Source organism: Herbaspirillum sp. AP02 (assembly GCF_015767275.1).
Classification (GTDB): Bacteria; Pseudomonadota; Gammaproteobacteria; order Burkholderiales; family Burkholderiaceae_D; genus Herbaspirillum.
Genome location: NZ_JADWMY010000007.1, coordinates 160,002 through 182,706, shown reverse-complemented (window position 1 = coordinate 182,706; position 22,705 = coordinate 160,002). Strand labels below are relative to the sequence as shown.

General features: G+C 63.1%; 21 protein-coding genes. 8 read left to right on the top strand and 13 right to left on the bottom strand.

The annotated features are described in order from the left end of the window. Positions 1-23: 23 nt before the first annotated feature. Positions 24-659: a TetR/AcrR family transcriptional regulator gene (locus I5R65_RS15680; protein WP_180668540.1), complete on the top strand. Its 636-nt coding sequence runs from the start codon at positions 24-26 to the stop codon at positions 657-659. Between the two features lie 72 nt (positions 660-731). Here the strand turns inward: I5R65_RS15680 and I5R65_RS15675 are convergent, their stop codons facing one another. The 6 genes from I5R65_RS15675 to I5R65_RS15650 form a co-directional block, all read right to left on the bottom strand. Then, complete coding sequence (locus tag I5R65_RS15675) at positions 732-1,658, bottom strand: recombination-associated protein RdgC (protein ID WP_180668539.1); 927 nt, start codon at positions 1,656-1,658, stop codon at positions 732-734. A 120-nt stretch (positions 1,659-1,778) separates the two neighbouring features. Further along, positions 1,779-1,988 carry a SlyX family protein gene (locus I5R65_RS15670; protein WP_006461382.1) on the bottom strand — a complete coding sequence of 70 codons (210 nt, stop codon included), beginning with the start codon at positions 1,986-1,988 and terminating at the stop codon, positions 1,779-1,781. Further along, positions 1,985-3,283 (bottom strand): TIGR03862 family flavoprotein, encoded by a 1,299-nt coding sequence (locus I5R65_RS15665; protein WP_180668538.1) that lies wholly within the window; start codon positions 3,281-3,283, stop codon positions 1,985-1,987. Before I5R65_RS15665 ends, I5R65_RS15670 begins: the two co-directional genes overlap by 4 nt. Before the next feature lie 94 nt (positions 3,284-3,377). Next, positions 3,378-4,121 carry an amino acid ABC transporter permease gene (locus I5R65_RS15660; RefSeq protein WP_180668537.1) on the bottom strand — a complete coding sequence of 248 codons (744 nt, stop codon included), beginning with the start codon at positions 4,119-4,121 and terminating at the stop codon, positions 3,378-3,380. A 93-nt stretch (positions 4,122-4,214) separates the two neighbouring features. Continuing rightward, the gene (locus tag I5R65_RS15655) at positions 4,215-5,027 is read right to left on the bottom strand and encodes a basic amino acid ABC transporter substrate-binding protein (protein ID WP_180668536.1); all 813 of its coding nucleotides are present in this window, start codon (positions 5,025-5,027) and stop codon (positions 4,215-4,217) included. A gap of 229 nt (positions 5,028-5,256) precedes the next feature. Continuing rightward, positions 5,257-7,329 carry a UvrD-helicase domain-containing protein gene (locus I5R65_RS15650; protein WP_180668535.1) on the bottom strand — a complete coding sequence of 691 codons (2,073 nt, stop codon included), beginning with the start codon at positions 7,327-7,329 and terminating at the stop codon, positions 5,257-5,259. Between the two features lie 156 nt (positions 7,330-7,485). Here I5R65_RS15650 and I5R65_RS15645 point away from each other — a divergent pair, with 156 nt between their 5' ends. After that, the gene (locus tag I5R65_RS15645) at positions 7,486-7,956 is read left to right on the top strand and encodes an SRPBCC family protein (RefSeq protein WP_180668534.1); all 471 of its coding nucleotides are present in this window, start codon (positions 7,486-7,488) and stop codon (positions 7,954-7,956) included. 108 nt (positions 7,957-8,064) lie between these two features. Here I5R65_RS15645 and I5R65_RS15640 read toward each other — a convergent pair whose 3' ends face one another. Next, the gene (locus tag I5R65_RS15640; RefSeq protein WP_180668533.1) at positions 8,065-9,123 is read right to left on the bottom strand and encodes a YeiH family protein; all 1,059 of its coding nucleotides are present in this window, start codon (positions 9,121-9,123) and stop codon (positions 8,065-8,067) included. Positions 9,124-9,287: 164 nt separating this feature from the next. Here I5R65_RS15640 and I5R65_RS15635 point away from each other — a divergent pair, with 164 nt between their 5' ends. Then, positions 9,288-10,187 (top strand): LysR family transcriptional regulator, encoded by a 900-nt coding sequence (locus I5R65_RS15635; protein ID WP_180668532.1) that lies wholly within the window; start codon positions 9,288-9,290, stop codon positions 10,185-10,187. 27 nt (positions 10,188-10,214) lie between these two features. Here the strand turns inward: I5R65_RS15635 and I5R65_RS15630 are convergent, their stop codons facing one another. Next, the gene (locus tag I5R65_RS15630; protein ID WP_180668531.1) at positions 10,215-10,700 is read right to left on the bottom strand and encodes an asparaginase domain-containing protein; all 486 of its coding nucleotides are present in this window, start codon (positions 10,698-10,700) and stop codon (positions 10,215-10,217) included. Between the two features lie 219 nt (positions 10,701-10,919). On the opposite strand from I5R65_RS15630, the gene I5R65_RS15625 reads away from it, so the two are divergent. Beyond that, entirely contained in the window at positions 10,920-11,684 is a 765-nt protein-coding gene (locus I5R65_RS15625) for an L-asparaginase (RefSeq protein WP_180668530.1), read from the top strand. Here I5R65_RS15625 and I5R65_RS15620 read toward each other — a convergent pair. Together I5R65_RS15620 and I5R65_RS15615 are read right to left on the bottom strand one after the other, a co-directional pair. After that, positions 11,662-12,648, bottom strand: coding sequence for a D-2-hydroxyacid dehydrogenase family protein (locus I5R65_RS15620; protein WP_180668529.1), 987 nt, complete (start codon positions 12,646-12,648; stop codon positions 11,662-11,664). The genes I5R65_RS15625 and I5R65_RS15620 overlap by 23 nt on opposite strands. 101 nt (positions 12,649-12,749) lie before the next feature. Further along, on the bottom strand, positions 12,750-13,760 hold the full coding sequence (locus I5R65_RS15615; protein WP_180668528.1) for a zinc-dependent alcohol dehydrogenase family protein: 1,011 nt from the start codon (positions 13,758-13,760) through the stop codon (positions 12,750-12,752). Between the two features lie 206 nt (positions 13,761-13,966). Between I5R65_RS15615 and I5R65_RS15610 the strand changes: the two genes are divergently transcribed. Together I5R65_RS15610 and I5R65_RS15605 are read left to right on the top strand one after the other, a co-directional pair. After that, positions 13,967-14,857, top strand: a complete 891-nt coding sequence (locus I5R65_RS15610; RefSeq protein ID WP_180668527.1) for a LysR family transcriptional regulator — start codon at positions 13,967-13,969, stop codon at positions 14,855-14,857. A gap of 387 nt (positions 14,858-15,244) precedes the next feature. Further along, the gene (locus tag I5R65_RS15605; RefSeq protein ID WP_180668526.1) at positions 15,245-17,113 is read left to right on the top strand and encodes a phosphoenolpyruvate carboxykinase (GTP); all 1,869 of its coding nucleotides are present in this window, start codon (positions 15,245-15,247) and stop codon (positions 17,111-17,113) included. A 78-nt stretch (positions 17,114-17,191) separates the two neighbouring features. On the opposite strand, the gene I5R65_RS15600 is transcribed toward I5R65_RS15605, so the two are convergent. After that, a complete protein-coding gene (locus tag I5R65_RS15600; RefSeq protein ID WP_180668525.1) occupies positions 17,192-17,635 on the bottom strand; it encodes a thioesterase family protein in 444 nt (147 codons plus the stop codon). A 373-nt stretch (positions 17,636-18,008) separates the two neighbouring features. On the opposite strand from I5R65_RS15600, the gene ahpC reads away from it, so the two are divergent. Both ahpC and ahpF read left to right on the top strand, forming a co-directional pair. Beyond that, positions 18,009-18,572: an alkyl hydroperoxide reductase subunit C gene (ahpC, locus tag I5R65_RS15595; RefSeq protein ID WP_006461404.1), complete on the top strand. Its 564-nt coding sequence runs from the start codon at positions 18,009-18,011 to the stop codon at positions 18,570-18,572. Positions 18,573-18,812: 240 nt separating this feature from the next. Beyond that, positions 18,813-20,414: an alkyl hydroperoxide reductase subunit F gene (gene ahpF / locus I5R65_RS15590; RefSeq protein WP_180668524.1), complete on the top strand. Its 1,602-nt coding sequence runs from the start codon at positions 18,813-18,815 to the stop codon at positions 20,412-20,414. A 188-nt stretch (positions 20,415-20,602) separates the two neighbouring features. Here ahpF and I5R65_RS15585 read toward each other — a convergent pair whose 3' ends face one another. Then, positions 20,603-21,757, bottom strand: a complete 1,155-nt coding sequence (locus I5R65_RS15585) for a D-alanyl-D-alanine carboxypeptidase family protein (protein ID WP_180668523.1) — start codon at positions 21,755-21,757, stop codon at positions 20,603-20,605. Between the two features lie 264 nt (positions 21,758-22,021). Then, positions 22,022-22,684 carry an alpha/beta hydrolase gene (locus I5R65_RS15580; protein WP_180668522.1) on the bottom strand — a complete coding sequence of 221 codons (663 nt, stop codon included), beginning with the start codon at positions 22,682-22,684 and terminating at the stop codon, positions 22,022-22,024. Positions 22,685-22,705 lie beyond the last annotated feature (21 nt).

The window sequence follows — 22,705 nt, the reverse complement described above, 5'->3', positions numbered from 1 at the left end:
GTAACACCCCGCAAAGGAAACCGATGATAAGAACCCGCGGCCGTCCGCGCAGTTTCGATCGCGATCAGGCATTGCGCCAGGCCATGCAAGTCTTCTGGAACAAGGGTTACGAGGGCACCACCATGGCCGATCTGACCGATGCCATCGGCGTGAAGGCCCCGAGCCTGTACGCCGCCTTCGGCGACAAGGATGCCTTGTTCAGGGAGGTCGTGGAAGTCTATTCGCGTACCGTCAGCGCCGAACCGTTGCGCCTGTTGCAGGCCGGAAAGGGCATACGCGAAGACCTGCATGCCATGCTGCGTGCCAGCGTGCGCATGTATTCTGGCAAATCCGGGGCACCTGGATTGCCGGTCGGCAAGGGCTGCATGGTGGTGATTTCCGCCATCAACTGTGCCCCCGAGAACAGCGAACACAGTGATGCGCTATCGCAACGTCGTCACAAGCGCCGCAACGAGATTCGCGCCCGCCTGCTGCAGGCACAACGTGAAGGGGAGATTCGCGCCGACGCCGACGTGACCGCGCTGGGCGATTTCTATACCAGCTTCCTCAATGGATTGGCGCTGGGTGCCCGGGACGGGGTGTCCAATGCGCGGCTGGCCGCCACGCTCAGGCATGCCATGCTGCCACTGGAGAACGTGCTGGTGAGCGCGAACGACTGAGACTGCGGCGGCCGCAGACGTAAAAAAACGGGAGCCGAGGCTCCCGTCATCCATTGACTGGCACGCTGGAAATCAGGCCGCTTGTGCCAAAGCGCCGTCGTTTTCCTTCAACTGGCCACCGAGAGCATCGACCAATGCGGCTAACAGCTTGGCCAGTTCTCCGGTCATCAGCATGAAATCGCCATCGAAGCGTTCATCGTCGTTCTTGCCGGCGATCTCGCTGTCTTCCTTGAGCACGTCCAGCGGCGCGATGCGCTTGACCGACAGGTTCTCGGTCAGCACGAAGGACACCTTGTCCGCCCAGGTCAGGGCCAGACGGGTGCACTGCTTGCCGGCCTCGATGTGGCGGCGGATGTCTTCCGCCTCCAGCGCGTGGCGGACATAGCGCACGGTGGCCTTGCTCTCGGCGGTGGAGCGCAGTTCGGTATCCTGGTCGACGGTGAAGCCGTTGGGGGCTTCATCGCTGACCAGCCAGTCGGTCATCGCCGCGCCTGGCGACATGACCGTGCGCAGCGTTTCCAGCGGGAACTTCGGAATGGCCTTGAACAGCAGCTTCAGGACTTCCTCGGCCTTGGAGGGCGAGCCGGCATCGACCAGCAGCCAGCCATTGACCGGATCGATCCAGACCCAGGTGCTGCGCACCACGGAAAAGGCGCGTGGCAGCAGCTCATCGGTGATCTGTTCCTTCAATTCCTTGGTCTGCTTACGGCCGGGCGGGAAGCCCTGCTGTTCTTCAAGCTCGGCCGCACGGGCCTTGGTGACCTGGTTGATGACGGTCGAGGGCAGCAGTTTCTTTTCGGTATCGAGCTTGAGCAACAGCTGGCGGTTCACCACGTGCACCAGCTTTTCATTGTTGCGCGGTGCGACCCAACCCTGGCTTTGCATGTCCAGGCTGGAGCAGGCGGCGAAGGCCTGCGGCGCCAGATGGGATTCGAGTTCGTCGGCGTTGATCGCCCACGGTGCGGGCAGACGATAGATCTGTAGATTCTTAAACCACATAGGCTTCCGGGGACAGGGGCAAAAGGAAGATTTTACACGTCCATCCCGACACAAGCGATGTCGGATTGTCCACGTCCGTCCCTGAATTCTCCATCCGGCGGTAGTGCTGCCGCCGATGGTTCAGTAATGCGGCGGCCTTTCATTGGCCGCCGCACGATCCTGGCTGCTGTCGGACATTTCCTTGAAGCGCTTGGCCAGGGCATGCAACAGCATTTCCAGTTCTTCGATCTTCTTCTGCTGGCGATAGACGGTCTGGTTCAGCTCATCCACCAGGTCTTCCTGATGGGCGATCTTCATCTCGATGTCGATGATGCGGTCTTCGTTGATCACTTCTGTCCTTCCGTATAGGGGGTGGCCAGGCCGGCATGGCGGCCTTCGTCCTTGAGCCATTGGACCACGCCAAGGCCGGCGGCATGGCCGGTGGCGAAGCAGGCGGTGAGCAGGTAGCCGCCCGTGGGCGCTTCCCAGTCCAGCATTTCGCCGGCGCAGAACACACCCGGCAGGGCACGCAGCATCAGCGCGTCGTCCAGCGCCTCGAAGCTGACGCCACCGGCACTGCTGATGGCTTCCCCGATCGGGCGCGGTCGCAACACCGGCAATGGCAATGCCTTGATGGCACGCGCCAGCTTGCCCATGTCGGCGAAATCTTCCTTGCTCATCAGCTCGCGCAGCAGGCCGGCCTTGACGCCCTTGAGATGCAGGCGGCTCTGCAGGTGGCTGGACAGCGAACGGGCGCCACGTGGATGGGCCAGTTCGGCCTCCACCTTCTCCAGCGACCAGTCCGGCAGCAGGTCCAGATAGAGGCGGGCCGATCCGGTGCTGGCGATGGTCTCGCGCAGGGCGGCTGACATGGCATAGACCAGGCTGCCTTCGATGCCTTGTGCGGTGACGATGAATTCACCGCGACGATTCTGTACGCCGCCACTGGGCAGCGCGGTACTGGCAACCACCGGCTTGACCGGCTCGCCGGCGAAGCGCTCGCGGAAGTGTTCGCTCCAGTCCAGCTCGAAGCCGCAGTTGGAGGGCTGCAGTGCCGCGACCTCGACCTGGCGTTCCCGCAGCAGGGGCACCCAGCTGCCATCCGAGCCCAGGCGCGGCCAGCTCGCTCCGCCCAGGGCCAGGACCACGGCGTCGGCGCGCACGCTGATGTCGCCCTCGGGGCCGGCCAGGCGCAGGCGGCCATCGTCCTGCCAGCCCAGCCAACGATGGCGCATGTGCAGGCGCACGCCGGACTCGCGCAGGTGATGCAGCCAGGCGCGCAGCAGCGGTGCAGCCTTCATCTCGCGCGGGAAGACCCGGCCGGAACTGCCGACGAAGGTCTCGATGCCGAGATCATGGATCCACTGGCGCAGGCGATCCGCATCAAAGCGGCGCACGAAGGGCGCGATCTGCTCGCGGCGATTGCCATAGCGCGGCAGGAAGTCGGGCTGGGGTTCTGAATGCGTGATGTTCATGCCGCCGCGTCCGGCCAGCAGGAACTTGCGGCCGGCCGAGGGCATGGCGTCATAGACGTCCACGGCCAGGCCATGGGCGGCCAGCACTTCGGCCGCCATCAGCCCGGCCGGGCCGGCACCGATCACGACTGCGCGGCCGTTGCCTGGGGTGTTGCTTGGGGGAGTCTGCATCTGTGTCATGCGCGGGATGATACCGCCCGCCTGCGCTGAGCGCACGCGATTGCCGCACATTGCTGCGGTGGTGGTCAGTAGTGGTCAGTCGCGATCAACGACGATGCGGTGCGCTGTACTTGTTTTCCAGGCGCGACACGACCAGCGCCAGGCAGATGGTCATGGAGAAATACAGTACCGAGATGGTGATGTAAGGTTCCCAGTAGCGGGCATAGGTGCCGGCCACGGTACGGGCCGCATACGCCAGTTCGGCCAGGCCGATGGCCGAGACCAGGGACGAATCCTTCAACAGCGTGATGGCTTCGTTGCCCAGCGGCGGCAACATGCGGCGAAAGGCCTGTGGCAGCACCACGTAGCGCATCGTCAGGCCGTAGTTCATACCCAGGCTAGCGGCGGCATAGGACTGGCCGCGCTCGATGGACTGGATGCCGGCGCGGAAGATTTCCGAGATGTAGGCCCCGGCATTGAGCGACAAGGCCACCGTACCCGACAGGAAGGCGCCGTAGTCCTGCTTGATGGTCCGGGCCAGTTCGCCGCTGATCAGCAGGCCATGCTCCTGCTGCACCAGCAAGGGCATCACTGCAAAGTGGATCAGCATGATCTGCACGAACAGCGGTGTGCCGCGGAAGAAGGCGACGTAGAAGCCGGCCAGCCAGCGCAGGCATTTGAGCGGCCACTTCCAGGCGCCGTGCTGCACCTCGGCCAGGCGCAGCATGCCCACCAGCAAGCCGATCACGGTGCCGATCAGGATACTGATCAGCGACACCTGCAAGGTCATGAGAATGCCCTTGGCGAACAGCGGCGCATAGCCTTGGATGATGCTCCAGCGGAAATCCATGTCGGACTCGATCGGTGGTTGAAGAAATCGGGTGTCGAAAAGACAGGACGGCGGCATCGCGCCGCCGTCCTGCGGTAGTGCCGGTGCCGGCGCTTACTTGCCGAAGTATTGTGCGCTGATGGCCGCGAAGCTGCCATCAGCCTTCATCTCGGCCAGGCCCTTGTTGATCTTGGCCAGCAGTTCCGGATCATCCTTGCGCACGGCGATGCCGTAGTCTTCCTTGGGGAAATCCGGATCGGTGACGGTGCGCAGCTTGCTGTCGGGGTTGTTGGCGATGTAGTTCTTGACCACCGGCTCATCGGCCACGACCGCATCCACGCCGCCGCTTTCCAGTTCCTTCAGGGCCAGCGGGGTCGAGTCGAAACGCTTGATCTTGGCGCTGTTCTTGCCCAGCACCTGCTGCACCAGTTCGTCACCGGAGGTGGCGCTCTGGGTACCCACGGTCAGGGGCTTCAGGTCCGTCATCTTGCTGACCTTGGTATCAGCGGCCGGCAGGGCGATGGTCTGGGTGGCCACGAAGTAGGGGTCCGAGAAGGCCACCGACTTCTTGCGCTCGTCGGTGATGGTGATGGCCGAGATCAGCAGGTCGCGGTCGCCCTGCGCCAGGAAGTTGAAGAAGCCTTCGAACGGGGTCGGCACGAACTTGACTTCGATGCCGATCTTCTTGGCCAGCGCCTTCATGATGTCGATGTCGAAGCCGACCACTTCCTTCTGTTCGTTTTCCGAGGAGAAGGGCGCATAGGCCGATTCCACGCCGACCACGTACACGCGTGCCGGGGCGGCTTGCGGCGCGGCGCCAGCGGCACTCTTGTCTTCCTGCTTGCCGCAGGCAGCCAGGCCCAGCATGCCGACGAAGCCGGCGGTCAGCGCCAGCGAGCGGGCGTGACGGGAGAACATCTTGATCATCTTGTGGATTTCCTTGTCTGGAATGGTTGGGCGGAGCAGCCAGGCAAGCGCGGATGGCACAGCCGGTGGTGTTGCTCCGGTGAAACTCGGGGATTTTTTAGCAGGCGGCATTTTAAACCGCGAGATGGCCGGGACGGGCGCTAACACATCAAATCGCATCAAATCGCACAATTTATGTGCGCGTGGACGACATTTTTGCCACGTTTTGAACGCACTGGTGCTGCCAGGCTCAACTTCCTTCCGGCGTCGGACGAGGTTTCTGCAACAGGGCCTTCAGATTGGCCAGCCGCGCCTGGGGGGTGATCTTTTCGCTTTCCTGCGGTACTGCCTCGCCTTCGTCCAGGCGCATCTCCTTGACGAAGCGCGAGATCTGGCACTCGATCACTTCCCGGGCGCGCTTGCGGCGTTTGCACCAGGACAGGTGCAGCGAGCGCTGGGCGCGGGTGATACCGACGTACATCAGCCGGCGTTCTTCTTCCACGCGTGCAGCGGCGGCTTCCGGCGGGGTATCGGGGTCGCCCTTGTGGGGCAGGATGCCTTCTTCCACGCCCACCAGGAAGACGTGCGGGAATTCCAGTCCCTTGGAGGCGTGCAGGGTCGACATGCGCACCGCATCCTGCTCTTCGTCGCGGCCTTCGAGCATGCTCATCAGGGCCACCATCTGGGTGATTTCCAGCAAGTTCTTTTCCTCGCCATCGCCATCGCGGCCGCCGCAGGCGCGTTCCTTCAACCAGTTGATGAAGTCCACCACGTTCTGCCAGCGTGCCTGGGCGGCACGTTCCTCGAAGCTGTCGTAGAGGTAGAACTCGTAGTTGATGGCCTCCATCATGTCGTCCAGCACGCGGCCGGCCTCGGCGCCGCTGCCGGAGGGGCCGGGGCGGGTGGCACGCGATTCCAGCGCGTTGATGAAGTCGCAGAACTTGCGCAGCGGCAGCAGCTGGCGGTCGGTCAGCTTGTCTTCCAGGCCACCCTTGTAGACGGCTTCGAACAGCGAGCACTGCCACTGCCCGGCCAGTGTGCCCAGCACTTCCAGCGTGGCCTGGCCGACGCCGCGACGCGGGGTGGTGACGGCGCGGATGAAGGCCGGGTCGTCGTCCTGATTGGCGATCAGGCGCAGGTAGGCAATGATGTCCTTGATCTCGGCGCGGTCGAAGTAGCTCTGGCCACCGGACATGACGTAGGGAATGCGTTCGCGCCGCAACGATTTTTCCAGGATGCGGGCCTGGTGGTTGCCGCGATACAGGATCGCATAGTCGGCGAACTTGGCGCGCCGTTCAAAGCGGTGCGCCGAGAGCGTGATGGCGATCTGGTCGGCCTCGGCTTCCTCGTCATCCATGGCCATCACGCTGATCGGATCGCCCAGGCCGTGTTCCGACCAGAGCGTCTTGTCGAACAGCTTGGGGTTGTTGGAAATGACCGCATTGGCCGCCTGCAGGATGCGCGTGCTGGAGCGGTAGTTCTGTTCCAGCTTGATCAGGTGCAGGTTGGGGAAGTCCACGCCCAGCAGCTTGAGGTTTTCGATGGTGGCGCCGCGCCAGGCATAGATGGCCTGGTCGTCGTCGCCCACGGCGGTGAACATGGGCTTCTTGCCCACGCCGGTGACCAGCAGCTTGACCAGTTCGTACTGGCAGGTGTTGGTGTCCTGGTATTCATCGATGAGCAGGTAGCGCAGCTTGCGCTGCCAGCGGTCGCGCACTTCCTCGTTGCTGCGGAACAGTTCCACCGGCAGGCGGATCAGGTCGTCGAAGTCGACCGCCTGGTAGGCCTTGAGCGTGGCGACATAGCTGCGATAGATGCGGGCCGCCTGGGCCTCGTCCTCGGTGCGGGCGTTCTTCTCGGCCAGTGCCGGATCGACCAGGCCGTTCTTCCACAGCGAGATGGCATTCTGGATGCCGCGGATGATGGCCTTGTCGGTGGTCACCGCCAGTTCTTGCACCAGGGAAAAACAATCGTCGCTGTCCATGATTGAAAAGCGGTCCTTCAGCCCCAGATGCTTGGACTCCTGCCGCAATATCTTCACCCCCAGCGAATGGAAGGTCGACACCGTGAGGTGCTTGGCCTGTTTCGGGTCCTTCAACAGCTTGGCGATACGTTCCTGCATTTCCAGCGCGGCCTTGTTGGTGAAGGTCAGCGCGGCGATGTTGCGCGATTCGTAACCGCAGTTCTCGATCAGGTGTGCGATCTTCTGCGTGATCACCCGGGTCTTGCCCGAGCCGGCCCCGGCCAGCACCAGGCAAGGTCCGGCCATGTAGTGGACGGCTTCGCTTTGTGGCTTGTTCAGGCCGAAAGAAGGGGCGGACATACGGAGGGTATCGGCGGCGGCAGGGGGTGGAAAAGAGGCGCCATTGTAGCAGTCCGCCTGCAGCCCGGCCGCTTCAGGTCGCTACCGGCGGGCCGGCCCTGTGGGACAATGCGCGCATGGGCCTACCCAGCGTGGCCAGACTAAACGAGTGCAAACATGAAATTCAATCACCTCATCCAGATCAACGATCCGCTCAACCCGCTGATCGATACCTTGAGCCGCGACGAGCTGTGGCACGGCCTGGTCCTGCGGGCGGAGTCGCCACGTCTGTTCATGCCGCACCTGGACGAGTGCCGCCTGTCCGACAAGAGCCTGGACAGCGTGCGTCGCGAGTTGCGCTATGGCGAACTGGTGATCATCGACAAGGTGACCTACCTGCCGCAGATCCAGGTGCTCTACGAGGTACCGGCGCAGGGCGACATTCCGGCCTCGCGCATGAGCATGACCATCGAGGAGCCGCAGGACGAGGTGCTGTTCGTGCGCTTCGAGTACGACGATGGCAAGCCGGCCGATATCGATGGTTCCGAAGCCTTCTACGACAATTTCCGGCGCCAGGCCTATCAGGAGGCCGATATCGATACGATACGCATCATCCGTGAATTGTCCCAGCGCGGCGGCTTGCATTAAGTTGCGTCCCTGTCCACCGCTCAACTCCGCAAGCAAAAAGCGCGGCTCCCGAAGGAGACCGCGCTTTTTTTCAGGCTGGCGTCGAAACGTGTTGCTGCCTTCTGATACTCAGGCCAGCAGCCGTCCCAGTGCGCCGTTGACCAGTGCGCCCCCGATGACCAGCCAGGCGAACAGCACTGCACCGAGGATCATCGGCTTGATGCCGGCGCTGCGCAGGGCCGAGAGGTGGGTGGACAGACCCAGGGCGGCCATGGCCATGGCCAGCATCAGGGTATCGATCTGCAGCAGCACCTGGTTGACCTGGGCCGGCAGCGGGAAGAAGGAGTTGAAGATGACCACGCCGATGAAGGCAAAGGCAAACCAGGGAATGGACAGCTTGCGCTGCTGGTGCGGCTGGTGTTGTTGACCCGGGCTGTGCGGAGCGACCCGCATCGACAGCATCAGCAGGAAGGGCGCCAGCATCATCACGCGGACCATCTTGGTGATCACCGCCACGTCGGCCGTGTGCTGGTCGATGGAGCGCGCCGCGGCCAGCACCTGCGCCACTTCATGGACGGTGGAGCCGATGTAGACGCCGAAATCCGGCAGACGCAGGCCCCAGACCGGTTCGGCCTGCAAGGTGTAGAGCAGTGGATAGAGGAAGATCGCCAGGGAGCCGAAGATCACCACCGTCGATACCGCCACGGTGACTTCTTCGCTGCGCGCGCGCAGCACCGGTTCGGTCGCCATCACCGCGGCCGCGCCACAGATCGAGCTGCCGGCACCGATCAGCAGCGCGGCATCTCGATCCAGCTTCAGCAGCCGGGTGCCGACCAGCCAGGCCAGGCCGAAGGTGGACAGCAGCATGGCCGCATCGATCACCACGCCGGCGATGCCGACATGGGCGATGTCCTGGAAGGTCAGGCGGAAACCGTACAGGATGATGCCGGCGCGCAGCAGTGTCTGCTTGGAAAAGCGCACACCCTCGCCACAATAGGCGCCCATGCGCGCATAGACGGTATTGCCCAGGATGATGCCCAGCACGATGGCCACCGTCAGTGCCGAAAAGCCGTGGTTCTGCAGCCAGGCGATATCGCCCAGGCGCATGGCGGCCCACGCTACCGCGCCGGAGAGGACGATGCCGGCCAGCGCGGGATGCAGCGGGAAGGTTGGTGTTGCGGTACGCATGATGCTCTCCACACAGGACGTGTTCGATGGATCAGTTCGGTTGATGGAGTGCACTGTACGTGGGCTACATATAAAAGAAAAACGCGTTATTTTGATAATATCTACCTGTTAAGCAGGTAGATTGACGATGACTCCCGGACGCCGGGAATGCTTTTGGGAGAGATATGCGGATCACACTCAGGCAGTTGCAGATCTTCCTGGCCGTGGCCCAGTCGGGCTCGACCACGGCCGCAGCCGGCCTGGTGGCGCTGTCGCAGTCGGCTGCCAGTGCTTCGCTCAATGAGCTGGAGAGCCTGCTGGGGGTGCAATTGTTCGACCGTGTGGGCAAGCGCCTGGTCCTGAACGACAGCGGCCGCCAGTTGCTGCCGCAGGCGCGCCACATGCTGGACGCCGCGCAGACCATCGAACGCCAGTTCAGCGACCCGGCCTCCGGCAGCGAGCTGCATCTGGGGGCCTCCACCACCATCGGCAGCTATCTGTTGCCGGCCATGATCGCGGCCTATCGCCGGGGCCATGCCGGTGCACGGGTACGGGCACTGGTGGCCAATACGGCCGATATCGTCGATGCGGTGGTCAATTTCGAGGTCGATGCCGGCCTGATCGAAGGGCCCTGCCACGCCGACGACGTGCAGGTCGAACCGTGGATGATGGACGAGCTGATCGTGGTGGCCGCGCCCGCGCATCCCATCGTCACAGGCGGGCGCAAGATCACGCTGAAGATGTTGCGCGAGGCCGACTGGCTGTTGCGCGAGGCGGGCTCGGGTACGCGCGAGGCGGTGGAGCATGCCTTGATTCCCTATCTGCACCACCTGCCGTCGTCGTTCGAATTTGGTAATTCGGAGGCGATCAAGCGCGCTACCGCCGAAGGTCTGGGCATCAGTTGCCTGTCGCGCTCGGTGGTGGAGGACTTGATCGACTCCGGCAAGCTGGTCGAACTGGAGACGCCGTTGCCGACCTTGCGTCGCCATTTCTACATGGTGGTCAGCCGGCACCGGGCGCCTTCGCCCAGCCTGGCCGCGCTGCTGTCGTTCTGTCGGGAGTGGGCCCGGCAGCAACCTCGCTAGGGCAGGGCGGACGATGCCATTGCTATGTCAGATCGGCTCGAAGACGCCGGCACTGCGATTCTTGGCGACCTTGTTCCAGGCGAAGATGCGCCCGTTCATCGCCACATACACCCCCGGTGGCAGCACTTGCGCCACACCACAGGCGAAGCCGAAATTGAACAGCGCATCCGAGTTGGCGATCTCGTAGGGGATCATGGCACCGGTCAGCACCACAGTCTTGTCGGCCAGCGCCGGGCCCAGCACCTGGGCGGTCTGCTGCATGGTGTCGGTGCCGTGCACGATGACGATGGCCTGTTGCGGCGAGGCCTGGCAGGCCGCCAGCACGCGTTGGCGATCGCCATCCTGCATCTCCAGCGAGTCGAGCAGGCGCAGCGTTTCCAGGGACACTTCGGTGGTGATGCGGGCACGGGCGATGACGTCGGGCAGGTGGCTCTCACCGAAGCCGAGCTGGCCTGCGATTTCGTCATAGTGCTTGTCGAAGGTGCCGCCGGTGGCGATGATGCGCAGGCTCATGGTCTTCCTATCTTCCAACTGGTCAAAAAAATCGAGAAAAGGGCGTCCGGGAATCAAGCAAGGAACGCTCCAGTGGCGCGGGGAACGGCAGTTCCGGCGCGGGCCAGCCGCTATCTTACACGCAGCCGCGGCGGTTTCCCTGTCTGGCACGACCGTGGCGGATGCGCCGCGGCCTGGCTGCCAATGCGATTTTGTAATGACATCTATAATGGACTGGATATGAAACCTTTGGCACCCGGCACCGTCATCTTCCACCGCCATCGCGGCTATGGCGTGATCGTGCTCGTCAACCTGTTGACGGGCTGGATTTCTGCGCGCTTCGGCAGTGAAGTGCGTACGCTGGATCTGAACCTGTCCTCCGACGAAGTGCAGCATGCCGATGGCACGCCCATCCTGTTCCGTCGCACTCCGCCGGACCGCATGCCGCATGTCCGGCTCATGGAGATGGTGCGCGAACTGCATCGCGCCGGCTATCAGCGGCTTTACCTTTACAGTTGGCCCAAGCCGTCCGGGCTGCATTGGCGCTGGCACCTGTTCAGCGGCCCGCGCAACTGGATCGAGCGGCCATGGCGCGAGGGCTGGTATGGCTCAGGCGCCGATTACAACTTCAATCCGGTGCTGGGTTGGGGCGATGGCCCCTCGGCTTCGTCGCAGGAGCTGGCGCGGCTGTTGGCGCAATTCGATCCGCACGGGCTGGCACGTGCGCTGGGCGAGGATGAAGAACATGCCAACTGGTTCGAGCGGGTATGCGCCACCTTGTTGCCGGATTATGCATTTAGCCTGGGGTGGCACGACAACGGCAGCATGCCGGAGCACCTGCCGGTAATCCCGGTGCGGCGCAATGTCCCCGAGTATGCCGGGCCACCGCTGCCATGGCCGCCGGGATGGCAGCATCTGTGGAAGTCAGGCGGCCCGATGCCGCAGTCGGCGTATCAGCCGCCGGTGCGCACCATCCATCGCATCACCCCAGAGCCTCAGGATTGAGTACGTTCGCGGGCGTACCGGCGGCGTAGTTCACGATGTTCTGGAAGGCGGCGCGGAAGTAGAGCTCATAGCCGTCCTTTTCCACATACCCCAGGTGCGGGGTCGCCACCACGTTATCCATTTTCAGCAGGGGGGAGTCCACCGGCAAGGGTTCGCGCTCGAAGACATCGAGTCCGGCCAGGCCGGGGCGCCCTGTCGCCAGTGCGGCTTCCAGCGCGTGGGGCTCGACCAGCTCGGCGCGGCTGGTGTTGACGAAGCAGGCCGTCGGCTTCATCAGCGCCAGGTCGGCCGCCGTGACGATGCCGCGGGTGGCATCGTTCAGGCGCAGGTGCAGGCTCAACACATCGGCCTGGGCGAAGAAGGCTTCCTTGCTGGCCGCGGCCTGGTAGCCATCCTTGAGCGCCTGTTCGCGGCTGGCCTCACGTCCCCAGACCAGTACCTGCATGCCGAAGGCGCGACCATAGCCGGCCACCATGCGACCGATCTTGCCGTAGCCCCAGATACCCAGCGTGCGGCCCTTGAGGGCGCTGCCCAGCAGGTTCAGGTGGGGGGTGGGCGAGACCTGTTGCCAGGCGCCGGCGCGCAGCGCGCTGCAGTACTGCGGTACGCGGCGCATGGCCGCCATGATCAACGCCCAGGTCAGTTCGGCCGGCGCGGTCGGATCACCAACGCCTTCGACGATGGCGATGCCGCGTTCGGTGGCGGCGGTCACATCGACATGGCCGCTGACCTTGCCGGTCTGGGAAATCAGCTTGAGCAGGGGCAGCTTTTCCAGCACCGGTCGGGTCAGGGCGGTGCGTTCACGGATCAGCACCACGGCGTCGAAGGACGACAGGCGCGCCACCAACTGGCCGGTGCCGCGTATGGTATTGGTGAACACCTTGACGTCGTGGCCGTCGAGCAGGCTGAAGCAATCAAGGTGGCGCACTACATCCTGGTAGTCGTCGAGGATGGCGATCTTCATGGGGGTCTCCGTGGCAGTCTTGCGGGGCTGCGCCGGCCAGGTGGGTGGCCGGCGTGGGCGTCCATCATAAAGCGATTGCCAGGATTCGGCACGACCTGACCCTAGCGGGGGATATCGATGACCACCTTGCCCCGAGCCTGACCTTCGCTGACCCGCGCGTGGGCCTGGTTGACCTGCTCCAGCGTAAAGCGATGGGTATCGGTGAGCACACGTAGCTGCCCGGCATCGACCATGCGCGCGGCCTCGGCCATGATCCGGCCGTGGCGGGCCCGCTCCTGGCCGGTCAGCAGCGGCAGCAGGGTGAAGACGCCCGAATAGCTGGCCGCCCGGAACGACAGCGGCGCCAGCTTGTGCACGCCCCAGCCCAGGCAGCTGACGACATGGCCGAGATAACGCCGGGCGGCGGCGAACGAGGCATCCAAGGTGGCGCCGCCGACGGTGTCGTAGATGACATCGAAGCCCTCGCCGTCGGTGTACTGCTGCACATACTGCTCCACCTCCTGGGCGCGGTAGTCGATGGCAGTGGCGCCCAGGCTCTCGATCACGGTCTTCTGGTCGGCGCTGCCGGTGGCATAGACCTCGGCACCCAGGGCGACGGCGATCTGCACGGCCATGTGGCCCACGCCACCGGCACCGCCGTGGATCAATACCTTCTGCCCCGGCTGCACGTGGGCGCGGTCGACCAGGCCTTCCCAGGCGGTGATGAAGATCAGTGGCAGGGCGGCGGCTTCGCGCATGGATGCCGTGCGGGGCTTGTGGGCCAGCAGATCGGCATCGAAGGCGGCGAACTGCGCCAGCGAACCGGGGACGCCACCGATGCCGCCGCTCATGCCGAAGACTTCGTCGCCGGGAGAAAAGCGCGTTTCACCGGACGCCACCGCTTCGACCACGCCGGCCATGTCCATGCCGAGGATGGCCGGCAGGCGGGTCTGGGCGTGGGCGGCATTGCCGGCCTGGATCTTGGTATCGAGGGGATTGACGCCGCTGGCAGCGATGCGCACCAGCACCTGGCCGGGGCGCAGGCTGGGCGTTTCGATGTCGGTGATGTCGAGTGGTGCGCCGAAGCGGGTGAGGACGGCGGCTTGCATGGTGGCAGGGATGGCGTGGGTCATGATGGCTTCCTTGAGACTGGGTGGACGGGGGGATATCGCCATGCGCCAGGTGGCGGTGAGGTCGATGCACGCAGTCTAGGCAGCCCGGACCAGCGGAAAAACCGGGCGCGACCGAAGTCAGAATTGCGGGTTTGCGGATAATTGCCGCGCTGCCATAGCCTAGAATCTCGCCAACGGATGACGACAACCAAATCGGGGAGAAAAAGATGGACAGGCTGGACATGCTCAAGGTGTTCTGTACCGTGGTCGAGGTCGGCGCGTTCAGTCGGGCGGCCGAGAAACTGTCGATGTCGACCTCCTCGGTGACCACCCACGTCGCCGCCCTGGAAGCGCATTTCAAGGTGCGGCTGCTCAATCGCACCACGCGCAGCATGTCGCTGACAGAAGAAGGCCGGCACTGCCACCAGCAGGCGCTGCGACTGCTGGCGGACATGGGCGAGCTGGAGGCCGGCCTGCGCGCCTCCGACACCCGCCCGGCCGGTGTGCTGCGGGTCGACCTGCCCAGCGTCATCAGCCGCCGCTATGTCGCCCCCGCGCTGCCGCGCTTCCTGCGCCAGTATCCGGAGCTGGAACTGCGCATCACCGTGAGCGATCGCATGGTCGACATGGTGGAAGAGGGCGTGGACGTGCTGGTGCGCATCGGCGCCCTTGGGGACTCGGGGCTGGTGGCGCGCAAGCTGGCCGGCACCTGCTACCTGTGTTGCGCCGCGCCGGCCTTCCTGCAGCAATATGGCTGGCCGGAGACACCCGAGGCGCTGGACCAGTTTGCCTGCCTGGGCTTTCTCAATCCGCGTACGCGTATGGTCCGGCCCTGGCGCTTCAGTCATGAGGGTAAGGAAAGCTCGCATATTCCCCGGGGCCTGGTAACGATGGACCACGTGGAATCGATGGTGGCGGCCGCCCAGGCTGGTTGCGGCATCATCCAGCAGATGTCGGTGACCCTTGCACCGGCCTTGCAGGAGGGCAGTCTGCTGCCGGTCCTGCCGGCGTGGCAGGCGCCTGGTCCCGATATCGTTGCGCTCTACCAGCCCACGCGTCGCGAAACCGCCAAGGTGAAAGTTTTCGTCGAATTTCTCCGAGAGATATTCACATCATGAATGACAAATCGCCCGCAATCCCTCGCAAATCCAGTCTTCACGCGGTTTTTAACGAAATCGATGTTATGCGTCACAGTAATGAAAAAACAGAAATTTTTTGATTTGTAATTACCTACTACATAAGTCGGGTATTTTCCGCTACAAATTTGCGTAAATTCTTTTTGATCGGGGTACAATCGCTGCCACTTTCCTGCACTCTTGACTGTCGAAGAGTGAGCAAAACCCGCCGCCATCCACGGCGACGGGCAAGGTGGCCGGCCTCGGCGAGGCGGTCGCCATCGACAAGACCGCCGTATCGCGGCCTGATGTGAATATCCCATCGGCCTGGAAACGTCGATCCTGCCGTGCCAACCGAATTCATCAACTTAGTGGCATTGGAGGTAGCATATGAACCAACCCCTCATGGCAGGCATTCCCGCAGTGAACGCCCCCGCCTACGTCAAACATCAGAAACTGATCAACTGGGTCGCCGAAATCGCCGCGCTGACCAAGCCAGCTCGCATTTACTGGTGCGATGGCTCCCAGGAAGAATACGACCGCCTGTGCGGCGAAATGGTCGCCGCCGGCACCATGAAGAAGTTGAACGCCGAAAAGCGTCCCAACAGCTACCTGGCCTGCTCCGACCCGTCGGACGTGGCGCGCGTGGAAGATCGCACCTTCATCTGCTCCAAGAACAAGGAAGACGCCGGCCCGACCAACAACTGGACCGACCCGGCCGAGATGCGCCAGACCCTGAACGGCCTGTTCGACGGCTGCATGGCCGGTCGCACCCTGTACGTGGTGCCGTTCTCGATGGGCCCGCTGGGTTCGCCCATCGCGCATATCGGCGTGGAACTGTCGGATTCGCCCTATGTGGCGGTGAACATGCGCATCATGACCCGCATGGGCAAGGCTGTGTACGACGTGCTGGGCAGCGATGGCGAGTTCGTGCCTTGCGTGCACAGCGTGGGTGCACCGCTGGCCGCCGGCCAGAAGGACGTGGCCTGGCCCTGCAACGCCACCAAGTACATCGTGCACTACCCGGAAACCCGCGAAATCTGGTCCTTCGGCTCCGGCTACGGTGGCAACGCCCTGCTGGGCAAGAAGTGCTTCGCGCTGCGCATCGCCTCCACCATGGGTCGTGCCCAGGGCTGGCTGGCCGAGCACATGCTGATCCTGGGCGTGGAGTCGCCGGAGGGCAAGAAGCATTACGTCGCAGCGGCCTTCCCCTCGGCCTGCGGCAAGACCAACTTCGCCATGCTGATCCCGCCCAAGGCCTTCGGTGGCTGGAAGGTCAGCACCATCGGTGACGACATCGCCTGGATCAAGCCCGGTGCCGATGGTCGCCTGTATGCGATCAACCCCGAAGCCGGTTACTTCGGCGTGGCCCCTGGCACCAACGAGAAGAGCAACTACAACTGCATGGCCTCGGTGGCGTCCAACACCATCTTCACCAACGTCGCGCTGACCGATGACGGCGATGTCTGGTGGGAAGGCATGAGCAAGGAAGCCCCGGCCCACCTGATCGACTGGCAGGGCAAGGACTGGACACCGGAAATCGGCAAGGAAACCGGCCGCAAGGCGGCCCACCCGAACGCCCGCTTCACGGTCGCCGCCACCCAGAACCCGGTGATCGACCCGGCCTGGGATGATCCGGCCGGCGTGCCGATCTCGGCCTTCATCTTCGGTGGTCGTCGCTCCACCACCGTGCCGCTGGTGACCGAAGCCCGCAACTGGGTGGAAGGCGTCTACATGGCCGCCACCATGGGTTCGGAAACCACCGCCGCCGCTGTTGGCCAGCAAGGTGTGGTGCGTCGCGACCCGTTCGCCATGCTGCCTTTCGCCGGCTACAACATGAGCGAATACTTCCAGCACTGGCTGGACATCGGCAAGAAGATCGCCGCCTCCCCGGCCGAGTTGCCCAAGATCTACTGCGTCAACTGGTTCCGCACCGATGCCGATGGCAAGTTCGTCTGGCCGGGCTTTGGTGACAACATGCGCGTGCTGAAGTGGATGCTGGAGCGCATCGAGGACCCGCAAGGTGTCAAGACCGGTGGTGTCGAGCACCTGTTCGGTGTCACCCCGCGCTTCGCCGATCTGCAATGGGATGGCCTGGACTTCAGCGCCGAGCAGTTCACGACCATCACCTCCATCGACAAGGCCGCCTGGGTCAAGGAACTGGAGCTGCATGCGGAACTGTTCGACAAGCTCAAGCACAAGCTGCCCAGCGAACTGCAAGGCGTAAAGGACAAGCTGGAGAAGAAGCTGGCAGCCTAAGCTGACCGGCACGGAGAAGACGGGAAGCGCCTGCCGCAGTGATGCGGCAGGCGTTTTCTTTTGCGGATCAGCCGCAGATCAGCCGCGGATCAGCCCGGCCAGCGCATGGCGCAGCGTGGCCGGCAATTCCACCGGCCGACGGGTAGCGCGGTCTACATAGACGTGTACGAAATGGCCTCGTGCGGCGGTCAGCTCTTCCCCGGCCTTGAAGATGCCCAGTTCGTAGCGCACGCTGCTGCGTCCCATGTGCGCCACCCGCACGCCGACCTCGATTGCATCCGGGAAGGCGACCGACGCGAAATAGTTGCAATGGGTCTCGATGACCAGTCCGATGACTTCCCCGCGTTCGATATCCAGTACCCCCTGTTGCACCAGGTAGTGGTTTACGGCGGTATCGAACCAGCTGTAGTAGACGACATTGTTGACGTGACCATAGACGTCGTTATCCATCCAGCGCGTCTGGATCGGGTGAAGATGCGGGAAATCGGCGCGGTGGCCGGCTTGCGGTCGGGAATCACTCATCTCGGGCAGGGTGTCAGGATTGGTCGGCTTGTGCGGCTGCACAAGAACGGCATGCTTGCAGTAACATTGCTCCCACTTTCGCTGTCCCCGATTCACGCATGCGCGGGGCGTCGAAAGTGCTCCATCTTAAGCGATTGATATCGGATGTTGGCGGATGTTGGTCAGCGCCGCGCTTGCATCCGCAGGCCATGCCGCCATGTAATGCCGGTGGCCGGGCAGTTTGCCGGTTGCTGACTGCGCCGATAGCTTCACCTTCAAGATTGATAGTTAAATCCAATCAAAAGTATTGATTAAATAAAATTGATCTATTTTGCTTGGCGTTCTACTATTCATCCCATCGCTTCACTCAACCCCCCCTTAAAAGGAAATCGACATGTCCCTGATCAACACCACTATCAAACCGTTCAAGGCAACTGCTTACCACGATGGCAAGTTCGTCGACATCACCGAAGCCACCCTGAAGGGCAAGTGGTCCGTGTTCGTGTTCTACCCGGCGGACTTCACCTTCGTGTGCCCGACCGAACTGGAAGATCTGGCCGACAACTACGCTGAATTCAAGAAGCTGGGCGTTGAAGTCTATGGCGTGTCCACCGACACCCACTTCGCCCACAAGGCATGGCACGACACCTCCGACGCCATCAAGAAGGTCCAGTACCCGCTGGTGGGTGACCCGACCGCGACCCTGGCACGCAACTTCGAAGTGTTGATCGAAGAAGAAGGCCTGGCACTGCGCGGCACCTTCGTGATCAATCCGGAAGGCGAAATCAAGGTCATGGAAGTGCATGACAACGGCATCGGCCGTGACGCTTCGGAACTGCTGCGCAAGGTCAAGGCTGCTCAATACGTCGCCTCGCACCCGGGTGAAGTCTGCCCCGCCAAGTGGGAAGAAGGCGCTGCTACCCTGAAGCCGTCCCTGGATCTGGTCGGCAAGATTTAATTACCGATTGGGCTACTGCGCGGCCCGATCTCTGCGCTGCGATGCTCACCGTACTGAAGTACGGTTGCGCTTCTCTCGCAGACCTCGGGCCGCTCGCTACGCCCACTCGGCAATTAAATTCAGCTAGAAATTATCCTGTAGTACCTGTCTGGAGCGGCCCGTTTGGGCCAGCGGCGGATCCCCACAAGGGCTAAGCCGTGCTCCAGAAGACTCGAATCTCCCAACTAGGAAGTAATCATCATGCTTGATGCCAATCTCAAGACCCAATTGAAGGCCTATCTGGAAAAGGTCAGCCACCCGATCGAGATCGTCGCGTCGCTCGATGATGGCGCCAAGTCCCGTGAGATGCAGGAACTCCTGCAAGAAATCGTGCTGCTGTCCGACCGTATCAACCTGGTCGAACATCGCGGCACCAGCAAGGACGCACGTACCCCGTCGTTCACACTGAACCGCCCCGGGACCAATATCAGCGTCGAATTCGCCGCGATCCCGATGGGCCACGAATTTACCTCCCTGGTACTGGCCCTGCTGCAAGTGGGCGGGCACCCGATCAAGCTCGACGACAAGGTCATCGAGCAGATCAAGAACCTGGATGGCGACTACAGCTTCGAGACCTATGTCTCGCTGACTTGCCAGAACTGCCCGGAAGTCGTGCAGGCCCTGAACGTGATGTCCATCATCAACCCGCGCATCCGCTCGGTGACCATCGATGGCGCGCTGTTCCAGGGTGAAGTCGAGCAACGCCAGATCATGGCCGTGCCGACCGTGTACATGAACGGTGAAGTGTTCGGCCAGGGCCGTACCGGAGTGGAAGAAATCCTCGCCCGTCTGGACACCGGCGCCGCCGCCCGCAAGGGTGAGGAATTGAGTGCCAAGGAAGCCTACGACGTGCTCATCGTCGGCGGTGGTCCTGCTGGTGCAGCTGCTGCAATCTACGCCGCCCGCAAGGGTATCCGCACCGGCGTGGTGGCCGAGCGTTTCGGCGGCCAGGTGCTCGATACGCTGGCGATCGAAAACTTCATCTCGGTGAAGGAAACCGAAGGTCCGCAATTCGCCACCGCGCTGGAACAGCACGTCAAGGCCTATGACGTCGACATCATGAACGTGCAGCGCGCCGAGGCCCTGGTGCCGGGCGACAAGCTGATCGAAGTGAAGCTGGCCAATGGCGGCGTGTTGAGGGGCAAGACCGTGATCCTGTCCACCGGCGCCCGCTGGCGCAATGTGAACGTGCCAGGCGAGCAGGAATACAAGAACAAGGGCGTCGCCTATTGCCCGCACTGCGATGGTCCGCTGTTCAAGGGCAAGCGCGTGTCGGTGATCGGCGGTGGCAATTCCGGCGTGGAAGCGGCCATCGACCTGGCCGGTATCGTCGCCCATGTGACCCTGATCGAGTTCGCTGCTGAACTGAAGGCCGATGCGGTGCTGGTGCGCAAGTTGAAGAGCCTGCCCAATGTCACCATCGTGACCTCGGCGCAGACTACCGAGATCACCGGCGACGGCCAGCGCGTCAACGGCATCAGCTACAAGGAGCGTGACACCGGCGAGGTCAAGCACGTGGAACTGGAAGGCGTGTTCGTCCAGATCGGTCTGGTGCCCAATACCGAATGGCTGAAGGGAACGCTGGCGCTGTCCAAGCACGGCGAGATCGAGATTGATGCCCGTGGCCAGACTTCGATTCCCGGGGTGTTTGCAGCGGGTGACGTGACCACCGTGCCGTTCAAGCAGATCGTCATCGCCGTGGGTGCTGGCGCTACCGCAGCCCTGTCGGCCTTCGATCACTTGATCCGCTCTTCGGCCGACGACGTCGCACCGGCGGTGGCCAAGGAAGCCGTGGCTGCCTGAGCCTCATCGCAGTCCTGAACAAAACGCCACCGGTTTGACGCCGGTGGCGTTTTTGTTTGTGGGATGCCTGCATCGGAATCGGCATCTCACGCATTTCACGCATCGCATGCCTACCCAGGTGGCATAAAAAAACGCCATCGATTGCTCGATGGCGTTTTGCTGGATGCCGAAGCGGCCGGAAGACCTGCTTACTTGAACATCAGGCGCAGCGAATCCCAGGCGCGGCCGATGAAGCCGGCCGGACCCACCGATTCCAGTGCCACCACCGGCAGTTCGGCCACGGTCTTGTCATCGATGGTCACCTTCAGGGTACCGACCTTGGCGTTTTCCGAGATCGGGGCAATCAGCGGATCGTTGCGATCCAGCTTGGTCTTGACCTTGTCGGCGCTGCCCTTGGGGATGGTGATGTAGACATCGTTCTTGAAGCCGACCTTGATCTTGCCCTGCGAACCCTTCCATACGTCAGGCGTATCGACCGGCTGGCCCTTGGCGTACAGCTTGACGGCGTCGAAGTTCTGGAAGCCCCAGTTCAGCAGCTTCTGGCTTTCCTGCGTACGGACCTGGTCGGAGACGGTACCGATCACCACCGAGATCAGGCGGCGCTCGCCGTTGGGCACCGGGCGATGGGCCGAGGTGATCAGCGAATAGCCGGCGCTGGAGGTGTGACCGGTCTTCATGCCGTCCACCGTCGGGTCCAGCCACAGCAGGCGGTTGCGGTTGGGCTGGGTGATGTTGTTGTAGGTGAACTTCTTGACCGAGTAGTAGCGCTTGTAATAGTCGGGGAAGTCGTTGATCAGGTTGCGGCACAGGATCGCCAGGTCACGCGCGGTGGTATAGGTGTCCGCGCTGGGCAGGCCGTGCGGGTTGCTGAAGTGGGTATTGGTCAGGCCCTGGCGCTGGGCTTCGCGGTTCATCAGCTGCACGAAGGCGTCTTCGGTGCCGGAGACCGCTTCGGCCACGGCCACGGCGGCGTCATTGCCGGAGACCGAGATCAGGCCATACAGCAGGTTGTCGATGGAAACCGGCTTGTTGGGCTCGATGAACATCTTGGAGCTGCTCGGATCGACCTTCCAGGCGTTGACGGAGACGTTGACTTCCTGTTCCAGGCTCAGGCGCTTGTCGCGCAGGGCGGCAAAGGCCAGGTAGGCGGTCATCAGCTTGGTCAGCGAAGCCGGCTCCACGCGGGTGTCCGGATCGGCAGAGGCGATCACCTGGTTGGCCGAGGCATCCAGCAGCAGCCAGCTCTTGGCAGCCACGGTAGGCGGCGGCAGACTCTGGGCGGAAGCGGTAAGGGCGGAAACGGAAAGGACGGTTGCGGCGAGCGCCGCGAGAAGCTTTTTCATCGGTGCCTAAGAAAAATTGCCAGCACGGGGGAACATCGTAGCTGTTGGTTTGAAAAGAGAGTAAGGCAGAGCAGGCTCAGTGTGAGGTGGCAGCGTGGCGTAGGCGTCGAAGAGACCGGGCCGGCTGCACCCACTGAATTATAAACGTCATGTGGCTTCGTTCCCAATTGAATGGATCTTCACCCCGAAAATCCCCTCGCGAAACCGGCATGGCGCCCTGTGCTTCACAGCGCCGCCATGCCTTCGGGCCGTCGGTGAAAACGCTCAGGCCTGAAGCTGCGCCGGGCGGCGATGCCAGCTTTCGACCACGACGTTCTTGATATGTTGCAGCTTGCGGTGAAAAAAGTGATCCGATCCCGGAATCACCACCACCGGCAGTTCCTGCGGGCGCGCCCAGTCCAGCACGGCGGAGAGGGGAATGGTGTCGTCCTGCTCGCCGTGGATCAGGATGGTGTTGGCCGGAGCGGGCGGCATGGGCCACTTGCCGGCGGCGGTGCCGACCAGCACCAGGCGCTCAGCGGCCGAGGCAGCATCCTGTTGCAGCAGGCGTTGCTGCAGTTGTGCCTGGACGAAGGTACCAAAGGAGAATCCACCCAGCGCCAGCGGCAGGTCCGGATACTGGCTGCGCATGTGTTGCAGCAGCAGGGCCATGTCGTCGGTCTCGCCGGCACCATGGTCATGCACGCCTTCGGACTTGCCCACGCCACGGAAATTCATGCGCACCGCCACATAGCCCAGGGCCAGGAAGGTGCGGGCCAGGGTTTGCGCGACCTTGTTGTCCATGGTCCCGCCATAGAGCGGGTGGGGGTGGGCCACCAGGGCCAGGCCGACCGGGGCGGCGAAGAGTTCGGGATCGGGCAGGTCGAGTGCGCATTCGAGCTGGCCGACGGCGCCTGCGATCATGAAATTCTGGGTATGTGCGTTCATGGCTTGCTGAAAACTGTGATG